This window comes from Pandoraea terrae (assembly GCF_902459695.1).
Lineage (GTDB): Bacteria > Pseudomonadota > Gammaproteobacteria > Burkholderiales > Burkholderiaceae > Pandoraea > Pandoraea terrae.
On sequence record NZ_CABPRZ010000002.1, the window covers coordinates 160,422 to 177,269 of the forward strand.

Consider the following 16,848-nt stretch of genomic DNA (forward strand, 5'->3'; position numbering starts at 1 on the left):
TCATGAATCGAGCCTCCATCGCCTGCGTCACAAGAAAATCCGGTGCGACCATGCTGCAGTTCAATGCTTCGCTAGCCGCGCGCTTGCGTCCGCTCGCCGCCGCCGCGGCAGCCACCTGTTTCGTCACGGGCTGCGCGGTCGGCCCGAACTTCGCCACACCCACCGCGCCGGCGGCCGCCGGCTATACCACTGAGCCGTTGCCCGCCAAAACGGTGTCAGCCGAGGTCACGGGCGGCGCGGCGCAACAATTTGTGCGCGACATGGATATTCCCGGCCAGTGGTGGACGCTGTTCCGCTCCGAAGCGCTCAATGCGCTGGTCGAGGAAGCGTTCACGCAGAATCCGGATGTCGACGCCGCGCGCGCCGCGCTGCGCGCGGCCCATGAAGCCGTGCGTGTCCAGCAGGGTGCGTATTTTCCGAGCATCGAGGCGTCGTACAGTCCGAGCCGGCAGCAAATTGCGTCGCCGCTGGCCAGCCCGGCGGCGTCCGGCGACGATCTGTTCAACCTCCATACTGCGCAGGTTACCGTGTCCTATACGCTTGACCTGTTCGGCGGTAACCGCCGGCAGGTCGAGTCGCTGGTCGCGCAAGCGGATGCGCAGCGCTTCCAGTTGGAGGCGACTTACCTGACGCTCAGCACCAATGTCGTGGCCGCCGCCATCCAGGAAGCCGCCTTGCGAGGACAACTGGCGGCAACGGAGGAGATCATCGGCATCCAGCAGAAGACGCTGGGCCTGCTGCACAAGCAATATGAACTGGGTCAGGTGGCCATGGCCGATGTCGCCGCTCAGGAAGCTGCGCTGGCGCAAGCGCGAGCCACGTTGCCGCCACTGCAAAAGCAGCTCGCGCAACAACGGGATCTGCTGGCTCGCCTGACGGGGCGATTCCCAAGCGAAAAACTGTTGGCGGAATTCGATCTGGCGTCGCTCCAGTTGCCCGAAGCGTTGCCGGTCAGTCTGCCCTCGAAACTTGTCGAGCAACGGCCGGACGTTCGTGCAGCCCAGGCACAATGGCACGCGGCCAGCGCGGCGGTCGGCGTAGCGGTGGCCGCGCGTCTTCCCAACATCACGCTGAGCGCCAGCTACGGCTCAAGTGCCGAGATCGCCCGCGAGCTCTTCAGCACGAGCACGGCGTTCTGGAGCCTGGCCGCCAATATCACGCAGCCGATCTTTGCCGGCGGCGCCTTGCTGCACCGGCAGCGTGGCGCGGAAGCGGCGTACGACCAGGCGGCAGCGCAATATCGCGGCACGGTACTGAGCGCGTTCCAGAATGTCGCCGACACGTTGCACGCGCTGAAGTCCGACGCGGATTCGCTGAGCGCGGCGCTTGCCGCCGAACGCGCTGCAGAAAAAAGCCTGAAAATTGCACAGCGGCAACTGGAACTGGGCGATATCAGCTATTTGACGCAGCTCAACGCGCAGCAAGCGTACCAGCAGGCGCGGATCGGCCTGGTACAGGCACAGGCAAATCGGTATGCCGATACCACTGCGTTGTTTCAGGCGATGGGCGGCGGGTGGTGGCATCGCGGCCACGCGGACCCGAACGCCGCTCGGAAGCCGGCAACCAGCTGACCCCCGCAGCTTGGACGCTGTCACTCCACCAGGCTAGCCGCCCACTCTCATGCCGGTGGGATCAGGCACCGGCGCGCAATTTCCGCGCCCTTCGGCCCCTTCCCTATGGACAAGTCGGCTAACACCGGTTACATGTCATATGATGACAACGACGCCGCTGCGGTGCGGCGGCGTCGACTTTCGGAATATCGTGGTGTTAGCTTTCTGGATTACGTTGACCAATTTTGGCGGTGCGGCTGTCACGGTACCGGCGGCTGCCGCCGTCACAGTATGGCTGGCGATCGGACGGGTATGGCGAATGGCGCTGATCTGGGCGCTGCTGTTCGTTGGCGGAGCGTTGCTGGTGGTGACCACCAAGGTGCTGTTCCTTGGCTGGGGCATCGGCATTCGCGCCCTTGACTTTACCGGCATCAGCGGCCACGCCATGCAGGCCGCGGCGCTGTTTCCCACCATGGCTTATCTGGTGCTGCAGGACCGCTCGCAGCGTATCCGTCTTGGCGGCGTGGCGCTGGCCCTGTTGTTCAGCGCCGGCGTTGCGGCGTCGCGCGTTGCCCTGGCGGCGCATTCGGTTTCCGAGGCGGTCGCCGGTTGCGTGGTCGGCTTCGCCGTTAGCGCGGCCTTTATCTATCTGACGCGCAAGCTCGACACGCCGAAGCTCCGCATGCTGCCGGTAGCGTTAAGTCTGTTTGCGCTGGTCGCATTCCTGCATGGCGAAAGCGTGCCGACGCAGCGCTGGATCACCGACGTGGCACTGCACTTGTCCGGCCGCGAGCAGTCATTCCGGCGGGCGCAATGGAAAATGGACGGGGCACAGCGGTTGGACAAGCACGTGGTTCTGAAAACGATGCAGATACTCCCGGATAAAAAAACCCCGGCGCCTCGATAGCTTGAATCTCCTGTTCTTCCTGCCGCTTGAACGCGTAGGCCTCGGCCGGGTCAACGTCGTCGACCATCGCGTGCGCAGTCATTTGAAATTTCAGTTCCGCGCGCATCCTCAATGTCATGTGCCGCATGTCTTGTTCAGCGCATTCGAGGGTATACAATCCATGGCGGAGAAGCCCGGTTTTAGCCAACGCCGGCGCAGTCACCGATAACGCGAGCCATGTTCCGAGCGTTGTGACCGCGCCGGCGCCATTGAAGCGACTGACGTCTGGAGAAGAGCATGAGCAAGCGATTGAGTGAAGACGGCATGGATCTGCTGTTCCGCGAGGCGCGGACCCACAACGAATGGCTGCCCAAGCCGGTCAGCGATGATACGCTGCGCGAACTATATGCGTTGATGAAATGGGGCCCGACCAGCGCCAACTGTTCACCGGCCCGCATCCTGTTTCTGCGTACCCCTGAGGCAAAGCAACGCCTTTTGCCCGCCTTGGCGCCGGGCAACGTCGACAAGACAATGAGCGCGCCAGTGACCGCGATCATCGGCTACGATGGCAAGTTCTACGACAAACTCCCGATGCTGTTTCCGCATGCGGACGCGCGCTCATGGTTCGCGAACACGCCCGAATTGGCCGAAGTGACAGCGCGGCGCAACAGCTCGCTGCAAGGCGCCTATTTCATGATTGCGGCGCGCGCCCTCGGACTCGACTGCGGGCCCATGTCCGGTTTCGATCAAGCGAAAGTGGACCACGAGTTCTTCCCGGCCGACGCCCAAACCGGCAAGTTTGATCAGGAATACTTCCCTGACAGCCATATCAAGTCCAACTTCCTGTGCAATCTGGGTTATGGCGACCCGGCCAAGTTGTTCCCGCGCAGCCCGCGTCTGGAGTTCGATGAGGCGTGCAAGCTGCTTTGAACAGCGAGTGACGCCCGCATCGAAATCATCAAAGCCCGATATTGGCGTGAACAGGCCCTGGCCCTTCGGGGCTATCGGGCTATCGGGCTATTGGGCTATTGGGCTGCTGTGAGCTTGGGCCCTGCCCTCACTGCCGGCGAAGGTTCAGGCTGGGTTCTGCGTAGATCGGACACCTGTTCGATACCGCGTCTTGAGACTTCTTCGAGAAATGTCAGGCGTGCCCGGTAGTAATCCGCATGCATCTGCGCGTCCATGACACGCTGCTCGGCCTGAAACAAGGCCATGCGCAACTCGTTCATCGCCCTTTCGGCTTGCTTTTCCGGCGTGGGTGCGTGATGTGCCGCCCAATTGGTGATCCATCTCAGCATGATGAAGCCCTCCTGTGGTCAGGTGCTCGTCAGCAGGCGCGGGAAAATCGTCATTCACACTGCGGGCATGCAACGACAGATTCCGGTCGCCAGCACGATCAAGGCTACCAGTTGTCGCGCCGCAAGTGTGTGGGGGTAAACCGCCTTGTCGCGAAAATGTTGCATGTAAAATGTCGTGCACCAAGATGAAATGACGATGATTGCAGATGGTGAAATAGCTGCGGAATTTGGACGGGGTTTACCTAGGCTTGACCTATTGTCGAAATCTCGTTGTCCGGGGCAACGGTTTGCAATGGCGCGCCGTTACCCACCGCCCTTGTGCCGACGCGTGCAAACGCGGCCTGTCAGTAAAGTGTGCGGAACCCGATCCGCGCACTTTATGGCGTCCATACCGTCTCAGGAGCCCCAAATGACGAACCCGAAGGTTGAAGGGCTGACTCCGCAGAACTGCCAACTGATCTTTATCGATCACCAGCCACAATGGGTCGTCCGGATGACGCATGTGCTGCCGGGTGGAGCGAATCACCGCAACCGACGCGGCCATTCAAGCCTAGCGAGGGTACAAAACTGATGTTGACGACTGGATTGATGAGTTGGCTGTTCAACAACGAAGTGTTGATGCAGCATCTGCAGGCCGACTGGCTCGCCGGCCTCGCGCTGATCACGCTTGTGATTTTCGTGGAGACTGGCGTAGTCGTGATGCCTTTCCTGCCGGGCGACTCCATCGTGTTCGCACTCGGCGCGTTTCTCGGCATCAGCCATCTTTCCGTCGGGTTGCCGTTCGTGGCGCTGGCGGCGGCCGCGATCGCCGGCGATGCGCTCAATTTTACGGTGGGCCGGACGGTGCTCGGCAAGGTGATCCTTCGCCGGCAATGGATCTCGGCCAAGCATTTGGCCCAGACCGACGCCTTCTTCCAGCGCTATGGCGGCGTCGCCATCTTCCTAGGCCGGTTCGTGCCGATCGTGCGCACTGTGGTGCCGTTTGTCGCCGGGATGACCGATACTACCTGGCGCCGCTTTCTGTTGTTCAACGTCAGCGGCGGCATCACCTGGATAGCGGTCTTTCTCCTGGCGGGATTCTGGTTGGGCCACATCGAATGGATTCGCACCCATTTGATGTGGCTTTCGCTCGCCATCGTGGTGATATCGGTCCTGCCGATCGCCGTGCATGCCTTGCGGCGGGGCGTAAGCGTCAAGTCGTGACGCGGCGGCATTTTCGAACGCGGGCTACTCCACCGCTTTGTGCACTGCCCGCTTGGTGGCGTGATAGCCCTCGCGCGACTTGTCTGCGATGTTATGCGCCACGTCCTTGATGGCATGCCCCGTGGCGTGAGCGGCGTCCCGCGCGGCCCCGCCGGTTTTCTTCGCGGCGTGAACCGTTGCGTCCTTGACCTCGTGCGCCGCGTGCTTCACCCCTGCCTCGGCCAGCGGCGTCAACATAAGGCAAACGAATGCGGCCAACAGGCCATGTTGAATTTTCACGATACCACTCCGAATAAATACCCTGCCGGGCCGCCACTCATACGCAGCACGCCCCGAAACGCATTCATGATAGCCGCGCCGGAACGCCCGGCCCAGCCACATTTACGACTGTTTCAATTTGCAACATCTGGACGCCGCCGCAGGTACCGGATTGCATTAAAATTGGCCGCTCGCGAAACGGAAGGCAGCGGGCGCGCCGCCGTTCGATACGGGCAGGTCATCATGGACGATATGTGACAGGTATCGAAACCATCAACTGATAAAATTACAAAATTTCGCCGCACCGACGGGGCGGCAGCATCGTGAATTCGTGGAGTAAGTATCATGTCAGAAGCGGCGAACCGCAAACTCGAGCTGGAAGTGGCGGGCCTGATCGTCGAAGCCCTGAATCTGGAGGTTGCGCCTGAGGAAATCGCCCCGGATGAACCGTTGTATGGCGGCGGTCTGGAGCTGGATTCCATCGACATTCTCGAGATCGCGCTGGTCGTGTCCAAGCGCTATGGATTCCAGCTTCGTTCCGACAGCGACGACAACACGCGCATTTTCGCTTCGTTGGCGAGCCTTTGCGCCCACATTGCGGCCCATCGCACTTGCTGATGAAGTTCAGGGCGTTCCTTCTCGCGTCGCTGCTGGCGGCCTACCTGCTGCTCTCGCATTGGGTGCTGGCCAGCGCGCAGCAACACGTCCGGCTCGGCATTGCGCTGGCACTGGCGCCGCCGGTCGCCGCCGCGGCGATGTTTTTCGCGGCATCGGGGCGCCGCGTGCTGTTGTTGCCACTGCTGGCAGGCGTCGCCCTGTTACAGTGGTACCGGCATGACTGGTTCGCCGCGCATTTTTCCTGGCTGTACTTCCTGCAGGATGCCGGCACGCAACTGTGCCTCGCGGTCATGTTCGGCCGTACCCTGTTCGCGGGACAACAGCCGCTTTGCAGCCGGATCGCGGCGGTGATTCATGGCCGGCTCGACCCGGCGCTGGCACGTTACACGCATCAGGTGACGGTCGCCTGGACGCTGTTTTTTGTCGCGATGACGAGCGTTTCCACCGTGTTGTTCCTGTTCGCGCCGTTGGCCATGTGGTCTACGTTCAGCAATCTGCTGATGCTGCCGCTGACAGGACTGATGTTCGCAATGGAATATGCGCTGCGGCTGTACCGCCTGCCCCAATGGCGCGCCGAAATGCGGTTCGTCGACACGTTTCGCGCGTATGCTGCAGTGAATACCGGCACCCCGCGCGACTCGCAAGGGGGACATTGAGATGCACACACCCGACAGCCATGCGCTAATCGTCCATCGTGGGCCCGGCGTGCCGTTTGCACGGTTTCAAGGCACGACGCGCTCGGCGGGGACATTTCTTGCGGACGTGGAACGCGTCGCGGCCCGCCTGCCCGCAGCAGGCGAAGTCTTCAATGCGTGCCAGAACCGCTATTGGTTCGCGGTGGTATTTGCCGCCTGCGCCTTGCGCGCACGCATGTGCGTGCTGCCGGCCGCAAGCACTGCGGAGAATATCGCCCATCTGCGTCATGACTATCCGCACCTGCACTTCGTCAGCGAGCGGGACGGCGACAGTTTCGGCCTGCCCGCCGTACGGCTTGGCATCGAGGATCTGGCGCCCGAAGGCGCTGCGTGCTGGCCGCCGTCGCAGTTGCCCTCGGCACAGAAAGTGGTCCGTCTGTTCACCTCGGGCTCGACCGGGCGTCAGCAAGGCCATGACAAGCATTGGGGCGAGCTGGCGCAAGCGACGCTCGCCGGACTGGCCGGCCTGGGTCTGGATGAAACACCGGGATTCGCCGCGCTCGGCACGGTACCGCCCCAGCACATGTACGGCCTGGAGTCGACTGTGCTGCGACCCATGCTCGGCGGCGGAGTGCTGACGGACGCGTGCCCCTTCTACCCGGCTGACGTCGCGGCAGCGTTGGCAAGCCTGCCGGCGCCGCGCGTGCTGGTTTCCACGCCGTTTCACCTGCGCACCCTGCTCGACAGCGATGTCGCATTGCCCGAACTGGCGCTGGTGACCAGTGCCACTGCGCCGCTTTCGCCGGCATTGGCTGCGCGGCTGGAGGCCTATTGCAAGGCGCCGCTGCTGGAGATCTACGGCTCGACCGAAACCGGACAACTCGCGACACGGCGCAGCGCAAGCGCCGAACAGTGGACATGTCTGGCAGGTATCTCGCTGCAAGCGGGCGGCACCGAGCGCGCCATGGCCGCCGGCGGTCACTTGCGGCATGCGCAGTTGCTGGGTGACCGCGTGGCGTTGATCGACGCGCGACACTTCCGCCTGCTGGGGCGGACCGCCGACCTGGTCAACGTGGCGGGCAAACGCAGTTCACTGGACTATCTGACCCAGCAACTGCTGGCGATCCCCGGCGTCGAGGACGGCGTGTTTTTCCTGCCCGAGGAAAACGACGTCGACGCCGTGGTCCGTGTCGCCGCGCTGGTGGTGGCGCCGGGTCTGACCCGGGCGAAGCTGCTCGCACAGCTGCGCTGCCGTATCGATCCGGTGTTCTTGCCGCGCCCGTTGAAGTTCGTCACGGCCCTGCCGCGCAACGTCATCAGCAAATTGCCGCTGGACCGGCTGCGCGCCGCGCTGGTGGAGGAAGCCGTCAATGACTGAGCGCCTGACGCTGGCGCTGCGGGTTCCGGACGATCATCCGGCGTTTCCCGGACATTTTCCGGCGCAGCCGATCCTGCCGGGCGCGGCCTTGCTCGACCTGATCGTCGAGGCCCTGCGCGAATCGCTGGGGCGCGCCCCCGGCGCCCTCGCGCTGGCGTCGGCCAAGTTTCTTGCGCCGGTCGGTCCGGGCAGCCAGCTATCGGTGACGGCAGTGCAAACCGCCAGCGGGCGCTGGCGTTGCAGCGCACATGATGCCTGCGGCGCGAAGGTGGCGCAGTGCGAATTCGACTGGGGAGGCGCTGCGTGAGCAAGGCGCGCGCTGAGTGGACGCGCCTTCCGGAACGCAGCTCGCTTGTGTGGCTCAGTGTGATGCGATGGCTCGCGCTGCGCCTGGGACGCCGTGTCGCGCGATGCCTGCTGCATCCCATCGCCCTGTATTTCCTGTTCACCGGCGGCCCGGCCTGCGCAGCCTCCCGGGCCTATTTGACACGCGTGTTCGGCCGTCCACCAAGGCTTTCGGAACGATTGCGCCACCTGCACTGCTTCGCCGCGACGGTACTCGACCGGGTCTACCTGTTGAACGATCGCGACACCCTGTTCGATATCGAGATCGAGGGGCGCGAGGTGATCGATCGGGTGATGGCGCGCGGCGAAGGCGTATTCCTGCTGGGCGCCCACCTGGGCAGTTTCGAGGTGTTGCGCACCGCCGGGCGCTGGTACAGCGGCCTGCGCGTGGCCATGGTGATGTATCCGGACAACGCACGGAAGATCAACGCCGTGCTGGCGGCCATCAACCCCGGACTGGTCAGCGAGATTGTGCCGATCGGGCAAATCGACTCGATGTTCACCGTAAAGTCGCGCCTGGATGAAGGCTGCCTCGTCGGCATGATGGGCGATCGCGGCGTGGGCGGTGAAGCGAAGGCTGTGTGTCCATTTCTCGGGGAGCCGGCAAGTTTTCCGCTGGGACCGCTGCGCCTGGCGGCGCTGATGCGTCGTCCGGTGTTGTTCATGACAGGGATCTATCTCGGCGGCAACCGGTACCGCCTGCACTTTTCCGAACTCGCGGATTTCTCCGCGCTCGCGGGCGCGGGCCGCAACACCGCGCTGCAAGCCGGGCTGGCAGCGTACGTCACACAACTCGAGGCGCAATGCCGCGCCGCGCCGTACAACTGGTTCAATTTTTTTGACTTCTGGGCCGACAATGCCGGGTAAATGCCGTTCGCTTGCCATATTTCTGCTCTGGGGCCTGCCGCTGCTTGCAAGTGCCGGTGAATTCAATCTCGGCAATTTGCTTGGCGAGCTGGCACAGGTCCGCTCGGCCCGCGCCACGTTCACGGAAAAACAATATCTGGGCGTGCTCGACAAGCCGCTGGAATCGTCTGGCGAGTTGGCCTTCGAGGCGCCGGATCATCTGGAAAAACGCACGCTCCAGCCAAAAGCCGAATCGCTGATTCTCGACGCCGGCACGCTCACCGTCGAGCGCAACGGCCGCCGGCAGACGCTCGCGCTGAAGGATTATCCCGAGGTGGCGGCGTTCATTGACAGCATCCGCGCCACCCTGGCCGGCGATCGGCGTGCGCTGGAAGCGGCCTACCGGATCGAACTCGACGGGCGCCATGACCGATGGACGCTGCAACTGACGCCGCGTTCGGACAAGATGCTCGCCAAGGTCAGCCGGGTGCGCATTGCCGGGGCGCGGGCGGAATTGCGGCAGATCGAGATTTTCCAGGCCGATGGCGACCGTTCGCTCATGACAATCGACAAGGTGGCGCCGTGAGGCAACGCCGTGCGGTAATCGTCGGGATCTGGCTGCTGACGGTACTCGCGGGCCTGGCCCTGATGACGCGCGCACGCTTTTCCGCCGATATGTCGGCATTCCTGCCGGCCGCGCCAACGGCCGAGCAGCAAATTCTCGTCGATCAACTCAAGGATGGCACCGTGTCGCGCCTGATCCTGGCCGGCATTGAAGGCGCCGACCCCCAGGGGCGCGCCGCGCTGTCGCGTGCCCTGGCCGACCGACTGCGGCGCGACCCGGCCTTCGCCAGTGTCGCCAATGGCGAGGCCGGTAACTTCGAACACGAGCGTCGCCTGTTGTTCGGCGCGCGCTATCTGCTCAGCCCCGAAGTGACGCCGCAGCGCTTTTCCGTTGACGGTCTTCACGCCGCGATCGGTGACAGCATCACGGCGCTGGCGTTGCCCTCGGGGGCCTGGCTCAAGTCATTGCTCCCGGCCGACCCGACCGGAGAAACGCTCCAATTGCTCGCGGTGCTGGCCAGTCGCGACGGCGCAACGATGAGCGAAGGCGTCTGGGCGTCGCGAGACGGCCGGCGCGCCCTGATGATGCTTTACACCCGCGCGGCCGGATCGGATACCGACGCCCAGGAGGCCGCCATCGCCAGCATCAGGCGCGCGTTCGATGCCGCGCGCGCGCAATTGTCGGCACGCGATCCCGCGCTCGCCGGAAGCCGTCTGCTGTTGTCCGGTCCCGGCGTCTTCGGCGTGGAAGCACGGGCCCGCATTCGCGATGAGGCCTTGCATTTCTCGCTGCTCGGCAGCGCGATCATCATCGTCCTGTTGTGGACGGTTTACCGCTCATGGCGTGTCTTGCTGCTGGGACTTGTGCCGGTCGCAAGCGGCGCATTGGCCGGCGCGGTCGCCGTCAGTCTCGGTTTCGGCACCGTGCACGCCCTCACCCTGGGCTTCGGCGTGACGCTGATCGGCGAGGCGGTGGATTATTCGATCTATCTCTTCATTCAGTCGGGGGCGCCAGGCGTAAGCGCCGTCAGCACGTGGCGCGAGCGCTTCTGGCCAACCATTCGCCTGGGGGTGCTGACCTCGGCGTGCGGTTTTTCCGCCCTGCTCTTCTCCGGATTCCCCGGACTGGCGCAACTCGGCCTGTATTCAATCGCCGGACTCGGTTGCGCCGCACTCGTGACCCGTTGGGTGCTGCCGTTGCTACTGCCCGCCAACTTTGCGGTGCGCGACCTGAGCGCGCTGGCGCATGGCGCAGCGTGCGCGGTGCGGCACATGCGCCGCCTGCGCCTGCTGGTGCCGGTGCTGGCGCTGTTGGCGCTCGGGGTGCTGCTCGGCTACCGGGAGACGTTGTGGAACCGCGAACTGGCCGCGCTCAGCCCGGTGCCGGCGAAGCAGCAGGCATTGGATGCCGCACTTCGCGGCGACCTCGGGGCGCCCGACGTGCGCTATCTGGCCGTGGTACGCGGTAGCGACCGCGAGGCGGTGCTGCGCCAGACCGAGCAACTCACGCCGCAACTCGACGCGTTGGTGGCGAAGGGCCTGCTCGCGGGCTACGAAAGCCCCAGCCGATATTTGCCGAGTCTGGCCACACAGCAGGCACGCCGAGCGAGCCTGCCCGACGAAGCCACACTGCGTGCACGTCTTCACACGGCGCTGGACGGCCTGCCGATCCAGGCGTCACGGCTGGAGCCCTTCGTCGCAGCCGTAACCGCCGCGCGACAGGCACCGCTCCTGACCCCGGCAAGCTACCGCGACAGCTCCATTGCGCTACTGCTCGACGGCATGTTGATCGATCGCCCCGGCCAAAGCCTGGCCCTGTTGCCGTTGCATGCGCCACCCGGCGGCATCGACGCCGCGACATTGCAACGAGCATTCGCGGGCCAGCCGCTATGGCTGGTCGATCTGAAGACCGAATCCGAACGGCTCTACGGCGCGTATCTGCACGAAGCGTTGGCACTCGTCGGGTTCGGCATGCTCGCCGTCGTGCTGATGCTCGCGCTGGTCTTGCGATCGCCCGTGAAACTCTGGCGGGTGATGCTGCCGCTTCTGGCGTCAGTGCTCGTCGTCGCCGCCGCGCACGTGCTGGCGCGAACGCCACTGAACCTGCTCCATCTGATAGGCTTGCTATTGGTGGTGGCGATCGGATCGAACTACGCGCTCTTCTTTGTCGGCCGCGAACGCTCGCCAAGTCTGCTGCTCTCGCTGATGGTGGCCAATGCCACGACGCTTTCCGGATTTGGCGTGCTGGCCTTCTCCAGTGTGCCGGTGCTGTCCGCCCTTGGCGGCACGGCAGGTCCGGGCGCGTTGCTGGCGCTGCTGTTTTCGGCCATGCTGGATCGTCAGGTTGACGAGGCACGTTCATGAACCTTTGGTCCGCACGCTGGCGCCCGAGCCCGCTGATTGTCGTTTCGGCGGTGCTGCACGTGGCCGTGATCTTCGCCTGGTGGGTCCGGCCGGGGGCCTGGCCCTGGTGGCTGGGCGCGGTGATTGCCGATCACGCCCTGCTTGCGGCAGCGGGCTTGTGGCCGCGTTGCCGGCTCCTGGGCCCGAACTGGACACGCCTGCCGGCGGCTGCGGCGGCGCGCGGCGAAGTCGCGATCACCATCGACGACGGCCCCGATCCTGACGTGACCCCGCGCGTACTCGACCTGCTCGACGCGGCCGGCGCGAGCGCCACCTTCTTTTGCATCGGGCGCCAGGCGGCGCGTTATCCGGACCTTTGCCGCGAGATCGTGGCGCGCGGCCATGCGGTGGAGAACCATAGCGAACACCATCATCACAGCTTTTCAGTGCGCGGCCCCCGGGCGCTGGCACGCGAACTGGCTGCCGCCCAGCGTACACTGGCGGGCATCACCGGTGTTGCGCCGCGCTTCTTTCGCGCCCCGGCCGGACTGCGCAATCCGTTTCTCGATCCACTGCTGCATCGCCACGGCCTGCGGCTGGCGACCTGGAGCCGGCGCGGCTTCGATACGCGGCAGGGCAATCCGGACAAAGTGCTCGCCGCGCTGACCCGCGGCCTGGCCGCCGGCGACATTTTGCTGTTGCACGATGGACACGCCGCACGCACGCCCGCGGGCGAGCCCGTCATCGTGGCGGTATTGCCTGCCCTGTTGGCTGAAATTCGCGCACGTAAATTGCGTACCGTTACGCTGGCCGCATCGGATCCGCGCGCCTAGGGCCAGTTCACGCTAATGGAAATACGAAACATGCAAGCCCTGCATCTCTCCGCGTTCAGCGCGACGAGCGCACTCGGTATCGGGTTGACGGCCTCGCTGGACGCCCTTGCCGCCAATCGAAGCGGTCTCGTGCCATGTGCATTCGAGACCGTCCGGCTGGCGGCGTATGTGGGCGAAGTACCTGCGCTAGCGGACGTCCGCCTGCCCGCTGCACTGGCAGACTACGACTGCCGCAACAACCGTCTGGCCCTGTTCGGTCTGGCGCAGGACGGCGTCGCCGACGCGGTACGCAGTGCGGCGCAGCGCTACGGCGCCGGCCGGGTCGGCGTATTTCTGGGCACCAGCACTGGCGGCATCCTGGAGACCGAGCAGGCGTACCGCCAGCGTGACGCTTCCGGTGCATTCGTCCGTCCGCCGAGTTATCGCGGCAGCCACACGCCGTATGCGTTGGCCGAGGTGGTGTCACGCCATCTGGGACTCGCCGGGCCATCCTTCGTGGTGTCCGCCGCCTGTGCATCGTCGGCCAAGGTGTTCGCCAGCGCGGCGCGCTTGATCGAGGCCGGCATCATCGACGCGGCGCTCGTGGGCGGTGTGGATAGCTTGTGCCTGACGACGTTGTATGGCTTCAACTCGCTCGAACTGCTGTCCCCCGAGCCTTGCCGGCCTTACAGCGCCGCGCGCCGCGGCATCTCCATCGGCGAGGCGGCAGCCTTCGCCCTGCTCGAACGCCCTGCCGCCGAATTGCCGCCAGATGCCGTACTGCTCGGCGGCGTGGGCGAATCCAGCGATGCCTACCACATGTCGTCGCCGCAACCGGAAGGACGCGGGGCCGAGGTTGCCATGCAGGCAGCCTTGGCAAGCGCCGGGCTCACGCCCCGGCAGGTCGATTACCTCAACCTGCACGGTACCGCCACATCGAACAACGACGCCGCCGAAGGGCTGGCAGTCACACGCCTGTTCGGAAACGGCGTACCGGTCAGTTCCACCAAGGGGGCAACCGGCCATACGCTCGGGGCAGCCGGCGCGCTCGAAGTCGTGATTGGCGCGCTCGCGTTGAGGCACGGGTTGATCCCCGGCAGTCCGGGCAGTGATCCGATCGACGATACGTTCGATCTCGACTACGTGCTCACACCGCGTCGCCAGACGCTGAATGTGGTCATGAGCAATTCTTTCGGATTTGGCGGCAGTAACGCCAGCGTGGTGCTTCGCCGCGCCGTGATGCAGGGGGATGCATGACCGGATTGGTCGGTTACCTGGATGGCGTGGCCGCGCTCGGCCCCGGTTTCGACAACTGGCCGATGCTCGCGGCACAACTGCGCGGCGAGCAGCCGTGGCAGGCCGCGCCGACGCAATTGCCCGCCCCGCAGGGGCTTCCGTCGGCCGAGCGGCGCAGGGTCGGCAAGCCTGTGCGGCTTGCGCTGGCGCTCGGCTTCGAGGCGGCGGCCATGTCCGGCGCAGCGCTGACACATCTTGCAACCGTGTTCGCTGCATCGGGTGGCGACGGCGACAACATGCACATGATGTGCACGGCGCTGGCCGAACCGGACCGCGCCGTATCGCCCACGCGCTTCACCAATTCGGTTCACAACGCGCCGGCCGGGTATTGGGGCATCGCCGCACACGCCGAAGCACCCTGCAATGTGCTGAGCGCCTACGATGCCAGCTTCTCGATGGGGCTGCTGGATGCCCTGGGCCAGGTTCAGGCCGAACGGCGCAGTGTGTTGCTGATCTGCTACGACACGCCATATGCCGGCCCGTTGGCGGACTTGCGCCCGCTGCCGGAGCCGTGCGGCACGGCCATGCTGCTCAGCCCGCAACCGGGACCCGCGTCGCTCGCACGCATCGCCTTGCGCGTCGACGCGGCTGCGCCGGGTACCACCGGTCACGCGGCATTCGATGCGCTGGCGCACGCTGCCCCGTCGATGCGCGCCCTGCCGGCCTTGGCCGCGCTGGCACGACGCGAGCACGGCAGCTTTGGCCTGGAGGCGCCGGCCGGCCTGGCACTCGCCATCGAACTGGAACCGTGCGCATGAACCGCGCAGAGATCGCCCGTCGCATACCCCATCAGGGCGCCATGTGCCTGTTGGCCGAGGCGTCTCACTGGGACGAATGCCGCATCGTCTGCCGGGCCGACAGCCATCGCGCGCAAAACAACCCGCTGCGGCATCGAGGCAGGCTCGGCGCGGCCTGCGCCATCGAATACGCCGCCCAGGCAATGGCCCTGCACGGCGCTTTGTGCGCGACCGGACAGGCGCCGGTACGCGCCGGGTTCCTGACCAGTCTGCGCGACGTGCACCTGTCGGTGGCCGCGCTTGACGGCTTGGCGGACGATCTGACGATCGAGGCCGAACGCATGATTGGCGATGACGACAATGTCGTGTACCGGTTCGTCGTGACGGCCGGTGCACAGCCGGTGGCAAGCGGACGCGCCGCGGTAAGGCTCGATGCAGGACGCCATCTGGACGAACAGGGAGCGCGCACATGAAACGTGCATTGATCACGGGCGGCAGCGGCGGAATCGGCGCAGCGATTTGCCGGCGCCTGGCAGCCCAAGGGCACGAGGTACTGATTCATGCCAATCAGGGGATTGCCAAGGCCGAGGCGCTGGCGCTCGAATTGCAGGCGGCCGGGTATTCGGCGCGGGCGCTGGCGTTCGACGTAACGGCGCCGGAACAGTGCACTGCGGCCCTGGAGCAGGTACTGGAAGACGGTCCGATCCAGATTCTGGTGAACAACGCCGGCGTGCACGACGATGCGGTCATGCCCGGGATGCGCGCAGCGCAATGGCATCGCGTGCTCGACGTCTCCCTGAATGGCTTCTTCAATGTCACGCAACCGTTGCTGATGCCGATGATACGCACGCGCTGGGGCCGGATCGTCAACATCAGTTCGGTGGCGGCGTTGAGCGGCAATCGCGGCCAGGTGAACTATGCTGCCGCAAAGGCGGGCCTGCACGGCGCCACCAAGTCGCTGGCGCTGGAGTTGGCGACCCGGGGTATTACCGTGAATGCGGTGGCGCCGGGCGTGATCGAGACGCCCATGAGCGAGGAGACGTTCGATTCAGCCACGATCCGCAAAATGATCCCGATGGGCCGCGCCGGCCGCCCCGACGAAGTTGCTGCGCTCGTGGGCTTTCTTTGTTCAGACGACGCCGGCTACATCTCGGCGCAGGTGCTGTCGGTCAATGGGGCACTGTACTAGGGCACGCCCACGCATCAGCGCAAACACGCCGTGGCGCGTGTGAATCGGCGCGACAGCAGGCGCGGCAAGCGTATCAGGAAGCCGAGCACCAGCCGGCTGTGCATACCGGTCAACAACAGATTGTCGCGCAGATAGTTGAAGTGCGACACGCCCCCCTCGTCCGGGCGGAAATAGCGTACCGGGCATGGCACGTTTATCGGGTACACGCCATACCAGCACAAACGCACGGCCGCTTCCGGATCGAAGTCGAAGCGGCGCATCCAGCGCTGCGGCTGCATCACGGCGATCAGCGGCGCGACCGGGTAGACGCGAAAACCGAAAAGCGAGTCGCCGATGCCCATCCACAGGGTTTCCAGGTCGGCCCACGCGTTCGACAATTTGCGGCCCCAGATCCGGATGCGGGGCGCCTCGGGACCGAACTGCGGCTCGCCCAGCACCATCGCTGCCGGGGCGGCAGCAGAGCGCGCCATGAAGTCGGGAATCGCGTAGGCAGGATGCTGGCCGTCCGAATCCATGGTCAACACATGCGTGAATCCGGCGTCCTGAGCGAGTTGCAGGCCATGCAGTACGGCAGCGCCCTTGCCGCGATTCTCCGGCAGGACTTCGACACGCAGACCGGGATCCGCCTCGGCCATGGCCCGCAGGCCCGACGCCGTGCCGTCGTCGCTGCCGTCGACGATCACCCAGACAGGATTCCATTGCGCGCGCGCTGCCCGCACCGTGTCATAAGCCTTGGGCCCCGGGTTGTAGCTGGGGATCAGGACGAGGTGACTGCTAGAGCGTTCCATCGCGGCCTCTTGACGGGGCCATTTGCGGACTGGGCGCAACGGCGACAGGCGGGTCGGGCTGGATCGGGGGTAATGAGTCAATCATGATGGCAAAAGCAGTAT

Annotated in this window: 19 protein-coding genes and 1 pseudogene; 17 read left to right on the plus strand and 3 right to left on the minus strand. The window is 65.1% G+C overall.

Annotated features, from left to right (window positions below; all coding sequences use genetic code 11):
- Positions 1-2: 2 nt before the first annotated feature.
- The 3 genes from PTE30175_RS02815 (at position 3) to PTE30175_RS02825 (ending at position 3,366) form a co-directional block, all read left to right on the plus strand.
- The gene (locus tag PTE30175_RS02815) at positions 3-1,571 is read left to right on the plus strand and encodes an efflux transporter outer membrane subunit (protein WP_224788570.1); all 1,569 of its coding nucleotides are present in this window, start codon (positions 3-5) and stop codon (positions 1,569-1,571) included.
- Positions 1,572-1,710: 139 nt separating this feature from the next.
- A complete protein-coding gene (locus PTE30175_RS02820; RefSeq protein ID WP_191628798.1) occupies positions 1,711-2,457 on the plus strand; it encodes a phosphatase PAP2 family protein in 747 nt (248 codons plus the stop codon).
- A gap of 276 nt (positions 2,458-2,733) precedes the next feature.
- Positions 2,734-3,366 carry a malonic semialdehyde reductase gene (locus PTE30175_RS02825; RefSeq protein ID WP_150695531.1) on the plus strand — a complete coding sequence of 211 codons (633 nt, stop codon included), beginning with the start codon at positions 2,734-2,736 and terminating at the stop codon, positions 3,364-3,366.
- 95 nt (positions 3,367-3,461) lie between these two features.
- Here the strand turns inward: PTE30175_RS02825 and PTE30175_RS02830 are convergent, their stop codons facing one another.
- A complete protein-coding gene (locus tag PTE30175_RS02830; protein WP_150695532.1) occupies positions 3,462-3,734 on the minus strand; it encodes a hypothetical protein in 273 nt (90 codons plus the stop codon).
- 409 nt (positions 3,735-4,143) lie between these two features.
- Here PTE30175_RS02830 and PTE30175_RS02835 point away from each other — a divergent pair.
- Positions 4,144-4,215: pseudogene (locus PTE30175_RS02835) on the plus strand (hydrolase); the annotation flags it as partial.
- 89 nt (positions 4,216-4,304) lie between these two features.
- Positions 4,305-4,937 (plus strand): VTT domain-containing protein, encoded by a 633-nt coding sequence (locus PTE30175_RS02840; RefSeq protein ID WP_150695533.1) that lies wholly within the window; start codon positions 4,305-4,307, stop codon positions 4,935-4,937.
- A 24-nt stretch (positions 4,938-4,961) separates the two neighbouring features.
- Here the strand turns inward: PTE30175_RS02840 and PTE30175_RS02845 are convergent, their stop codons facing one another.
- Positions 4,962-5,216, minus strand: a complete 255-nt coding sequence (locus PTE30175_RS02845; protein ID WP_224788571.1) for a hypothetical protein — start codon at positions 5,214-5,216, stop codon at positions 4,962-4,964.
- A 324-nt stretch (positions 5,217-5,540) separates the two neighbouring features.
- Between PTE30175_RS02845 and PTE30175_RS02850 the strand changes: the two genes are divergently transcribed.
- The 12 genes from PTE30175_RS02850 to fabG are packed head-to-tail and all read left to right on the plus strand — an operon-like array spanning position 5,541 to position 15,958.
- On the plus strand, positions 5,541-5,813 hold the full coding sequence (locus PTE30175_RS02850; RefSeq protein ID WP_150695534.1) for a phosphopantetheine-binding protein: 273 nt from the start codon (positions 5,541-5,543) through the stop codon (positions 5,811-5,813).
- A complete protein-coding gene (locus tag PTE30175_RS02855; RefSeq protein WP_150695535.1) occupies positions 5,813-6,469 on the plus strand; it encodes a COG4648 family protein in 657 nt (218 codons plus the stop codon). Before PTE30175_RS02850 ends, PTE30175_RS02855 begins: the two co-directional genes overlap by 1 nt.
- A gap of 1 nt (position 6,470) precedes the next feature.
- Positions 6,471-7,826 (plus strand): AMP-binding protein, encoded by a 1,356-nt coding sequence (locus PTE30175_RS02860; protein WP_150695536.1) that lies wholly within the window; start codon positions 6,471-6,473, stop codon positions 7,824-7,826.
- Positions 7,819-8,133 (plus strand): ApeI family dehydratase, encoded by a 315-nt coding sequence (locus PTE30175_RS02865; RefSeq protein WP_150695537.1) that lies wholly within the window; start codon positions 7,819-7,821, stop codon positions 8,131-8,133. Before PTE30175_RS02860 ends, PTE30175_RS02865 begins: the two co-directional genes overlap by 8 nt.
- A complete protein-coding gene (locus tag PTE30175_RS02870; protein ID WP_224788572.1) occupies positions 8,130-9,038 on the plus strand; it encodes an LpxL/LpxP family acyltransferase in 909 nt (302 codons plus the stop codon). The genes PTE30175_RS02865 and PTE30175_RS02870 overlap by 4 nt, the downstream gene beginning before the upstream one ends.
- Positions 9,028-9,603: a LolA-related protein gene (locus PTE30175_RS28480; protein ID WP_150695538.1), complete on the plus strand. Its 576-nt coding sequence runs from the start codon at positions 9,028-9,030 to the stop codon at positions 9,601-9,603. Before PTE30175_RS02870 ends, PTE30175_RS28480 begins: the two co-directional genes overlap by 11 nt.
- Positions 9,600-11,945, plus strand: a complete 2,346-nt coding sequence (locus PTE30175_RS02880; RefSeq protein WP_224788573.1) for an MMPL family transporter — start codon at positions 9,600-9,602, stop codon at positions 11,943-11,945. The genes PTE30175_RS28480 and PTE30175_RS02880 overlap by 4 nt, the downstream gene beginning before the upstream one ends.
- Entirely contained in the window at positions 11,942-12,757 is an 816-nt protein-coding gene (locus tag PTE30175_RS02885) for a polysaccharide deacetylase family protein (RefSeq protein WP_150695539.1), read from the plus strand. Before PTE30175_RS02880 ends, PTE30175_RS02885 begins: the two co-directional genes overlap by 4 nt.
- Positions 12,758-12,787: 30 nt before the next feature.
- Entirely contained in the window at positions 12,788-13,993 is a 1,206-nt protein-coding gene (locus PTE30175_RS02890) for a beta-ketoacyl-[acyl-carrier-protein] synthase family protein (protein ID WP_150695540.1), read from the plus strand.
- Positions 13,990-14,790 (plus strand): beta-ketoacyl synthase chain length factor, encoded by an 801-nt coding sequence (locus PTE30175_RS02895; protein WP_150695541.1) that lies wholly within the window; start codon positions 13,990-13,992, stop codon positions 14,788-14,790. The genes PTE30175_RS02890 and PTE30175_RS02895 overlap by 4 nt, the downstream gene beginning before the upstream one ends.
- Positions 14,787-15,242 (plus strand): ApeP family dehydratase, encoded by a 456-nt coding sequence (locus PTE30175_RS02900; RefSeq protein ID WP_150695542.1) that lies wholly within the window; start codon positions 14,787-14,789, stop codon positions 15,240-15,242. The genes PTE30175_RS02895 and PTE30175_RS02900 overlap by 4 nt, the downstream gene beginning before the upstream one ends.
- Positions 15,239-15,958 (plus strand): 3-oxoacyl-ACP reductase FabG, encoded by a 720-nt coding sequence (fabG, locus tag PTE30175_RS02905; protein WP_150695543.1) that lies wholly within the window; start codon positions 15,239-15,241, stop codon positions 15,956-15,958. The genes PTE30175_RS02900 and fabG overlap by 4 nt, the downstream gene beginning before the upstream one ends.
- A 14-nt stretch (positions 15,959-15,972) precedes the next feature.
- On the opposite strand, the gene PTE30175_RS02910 is transcribed toward fabG, so the two are convergent.
- On the minus strand, positions 15,973-16,746 hold the full coding sequence (locus PTE30175_RS02910; protein ID WP_150695544.1) for a glycosyltransferase family 2 protein: 774 nt from the start codon (positions 16,744-16,746) through the stop codon (positions 15,973-15,975).
- Positions 16,747-16,848 lie beyond the last annotated feature (102 nt).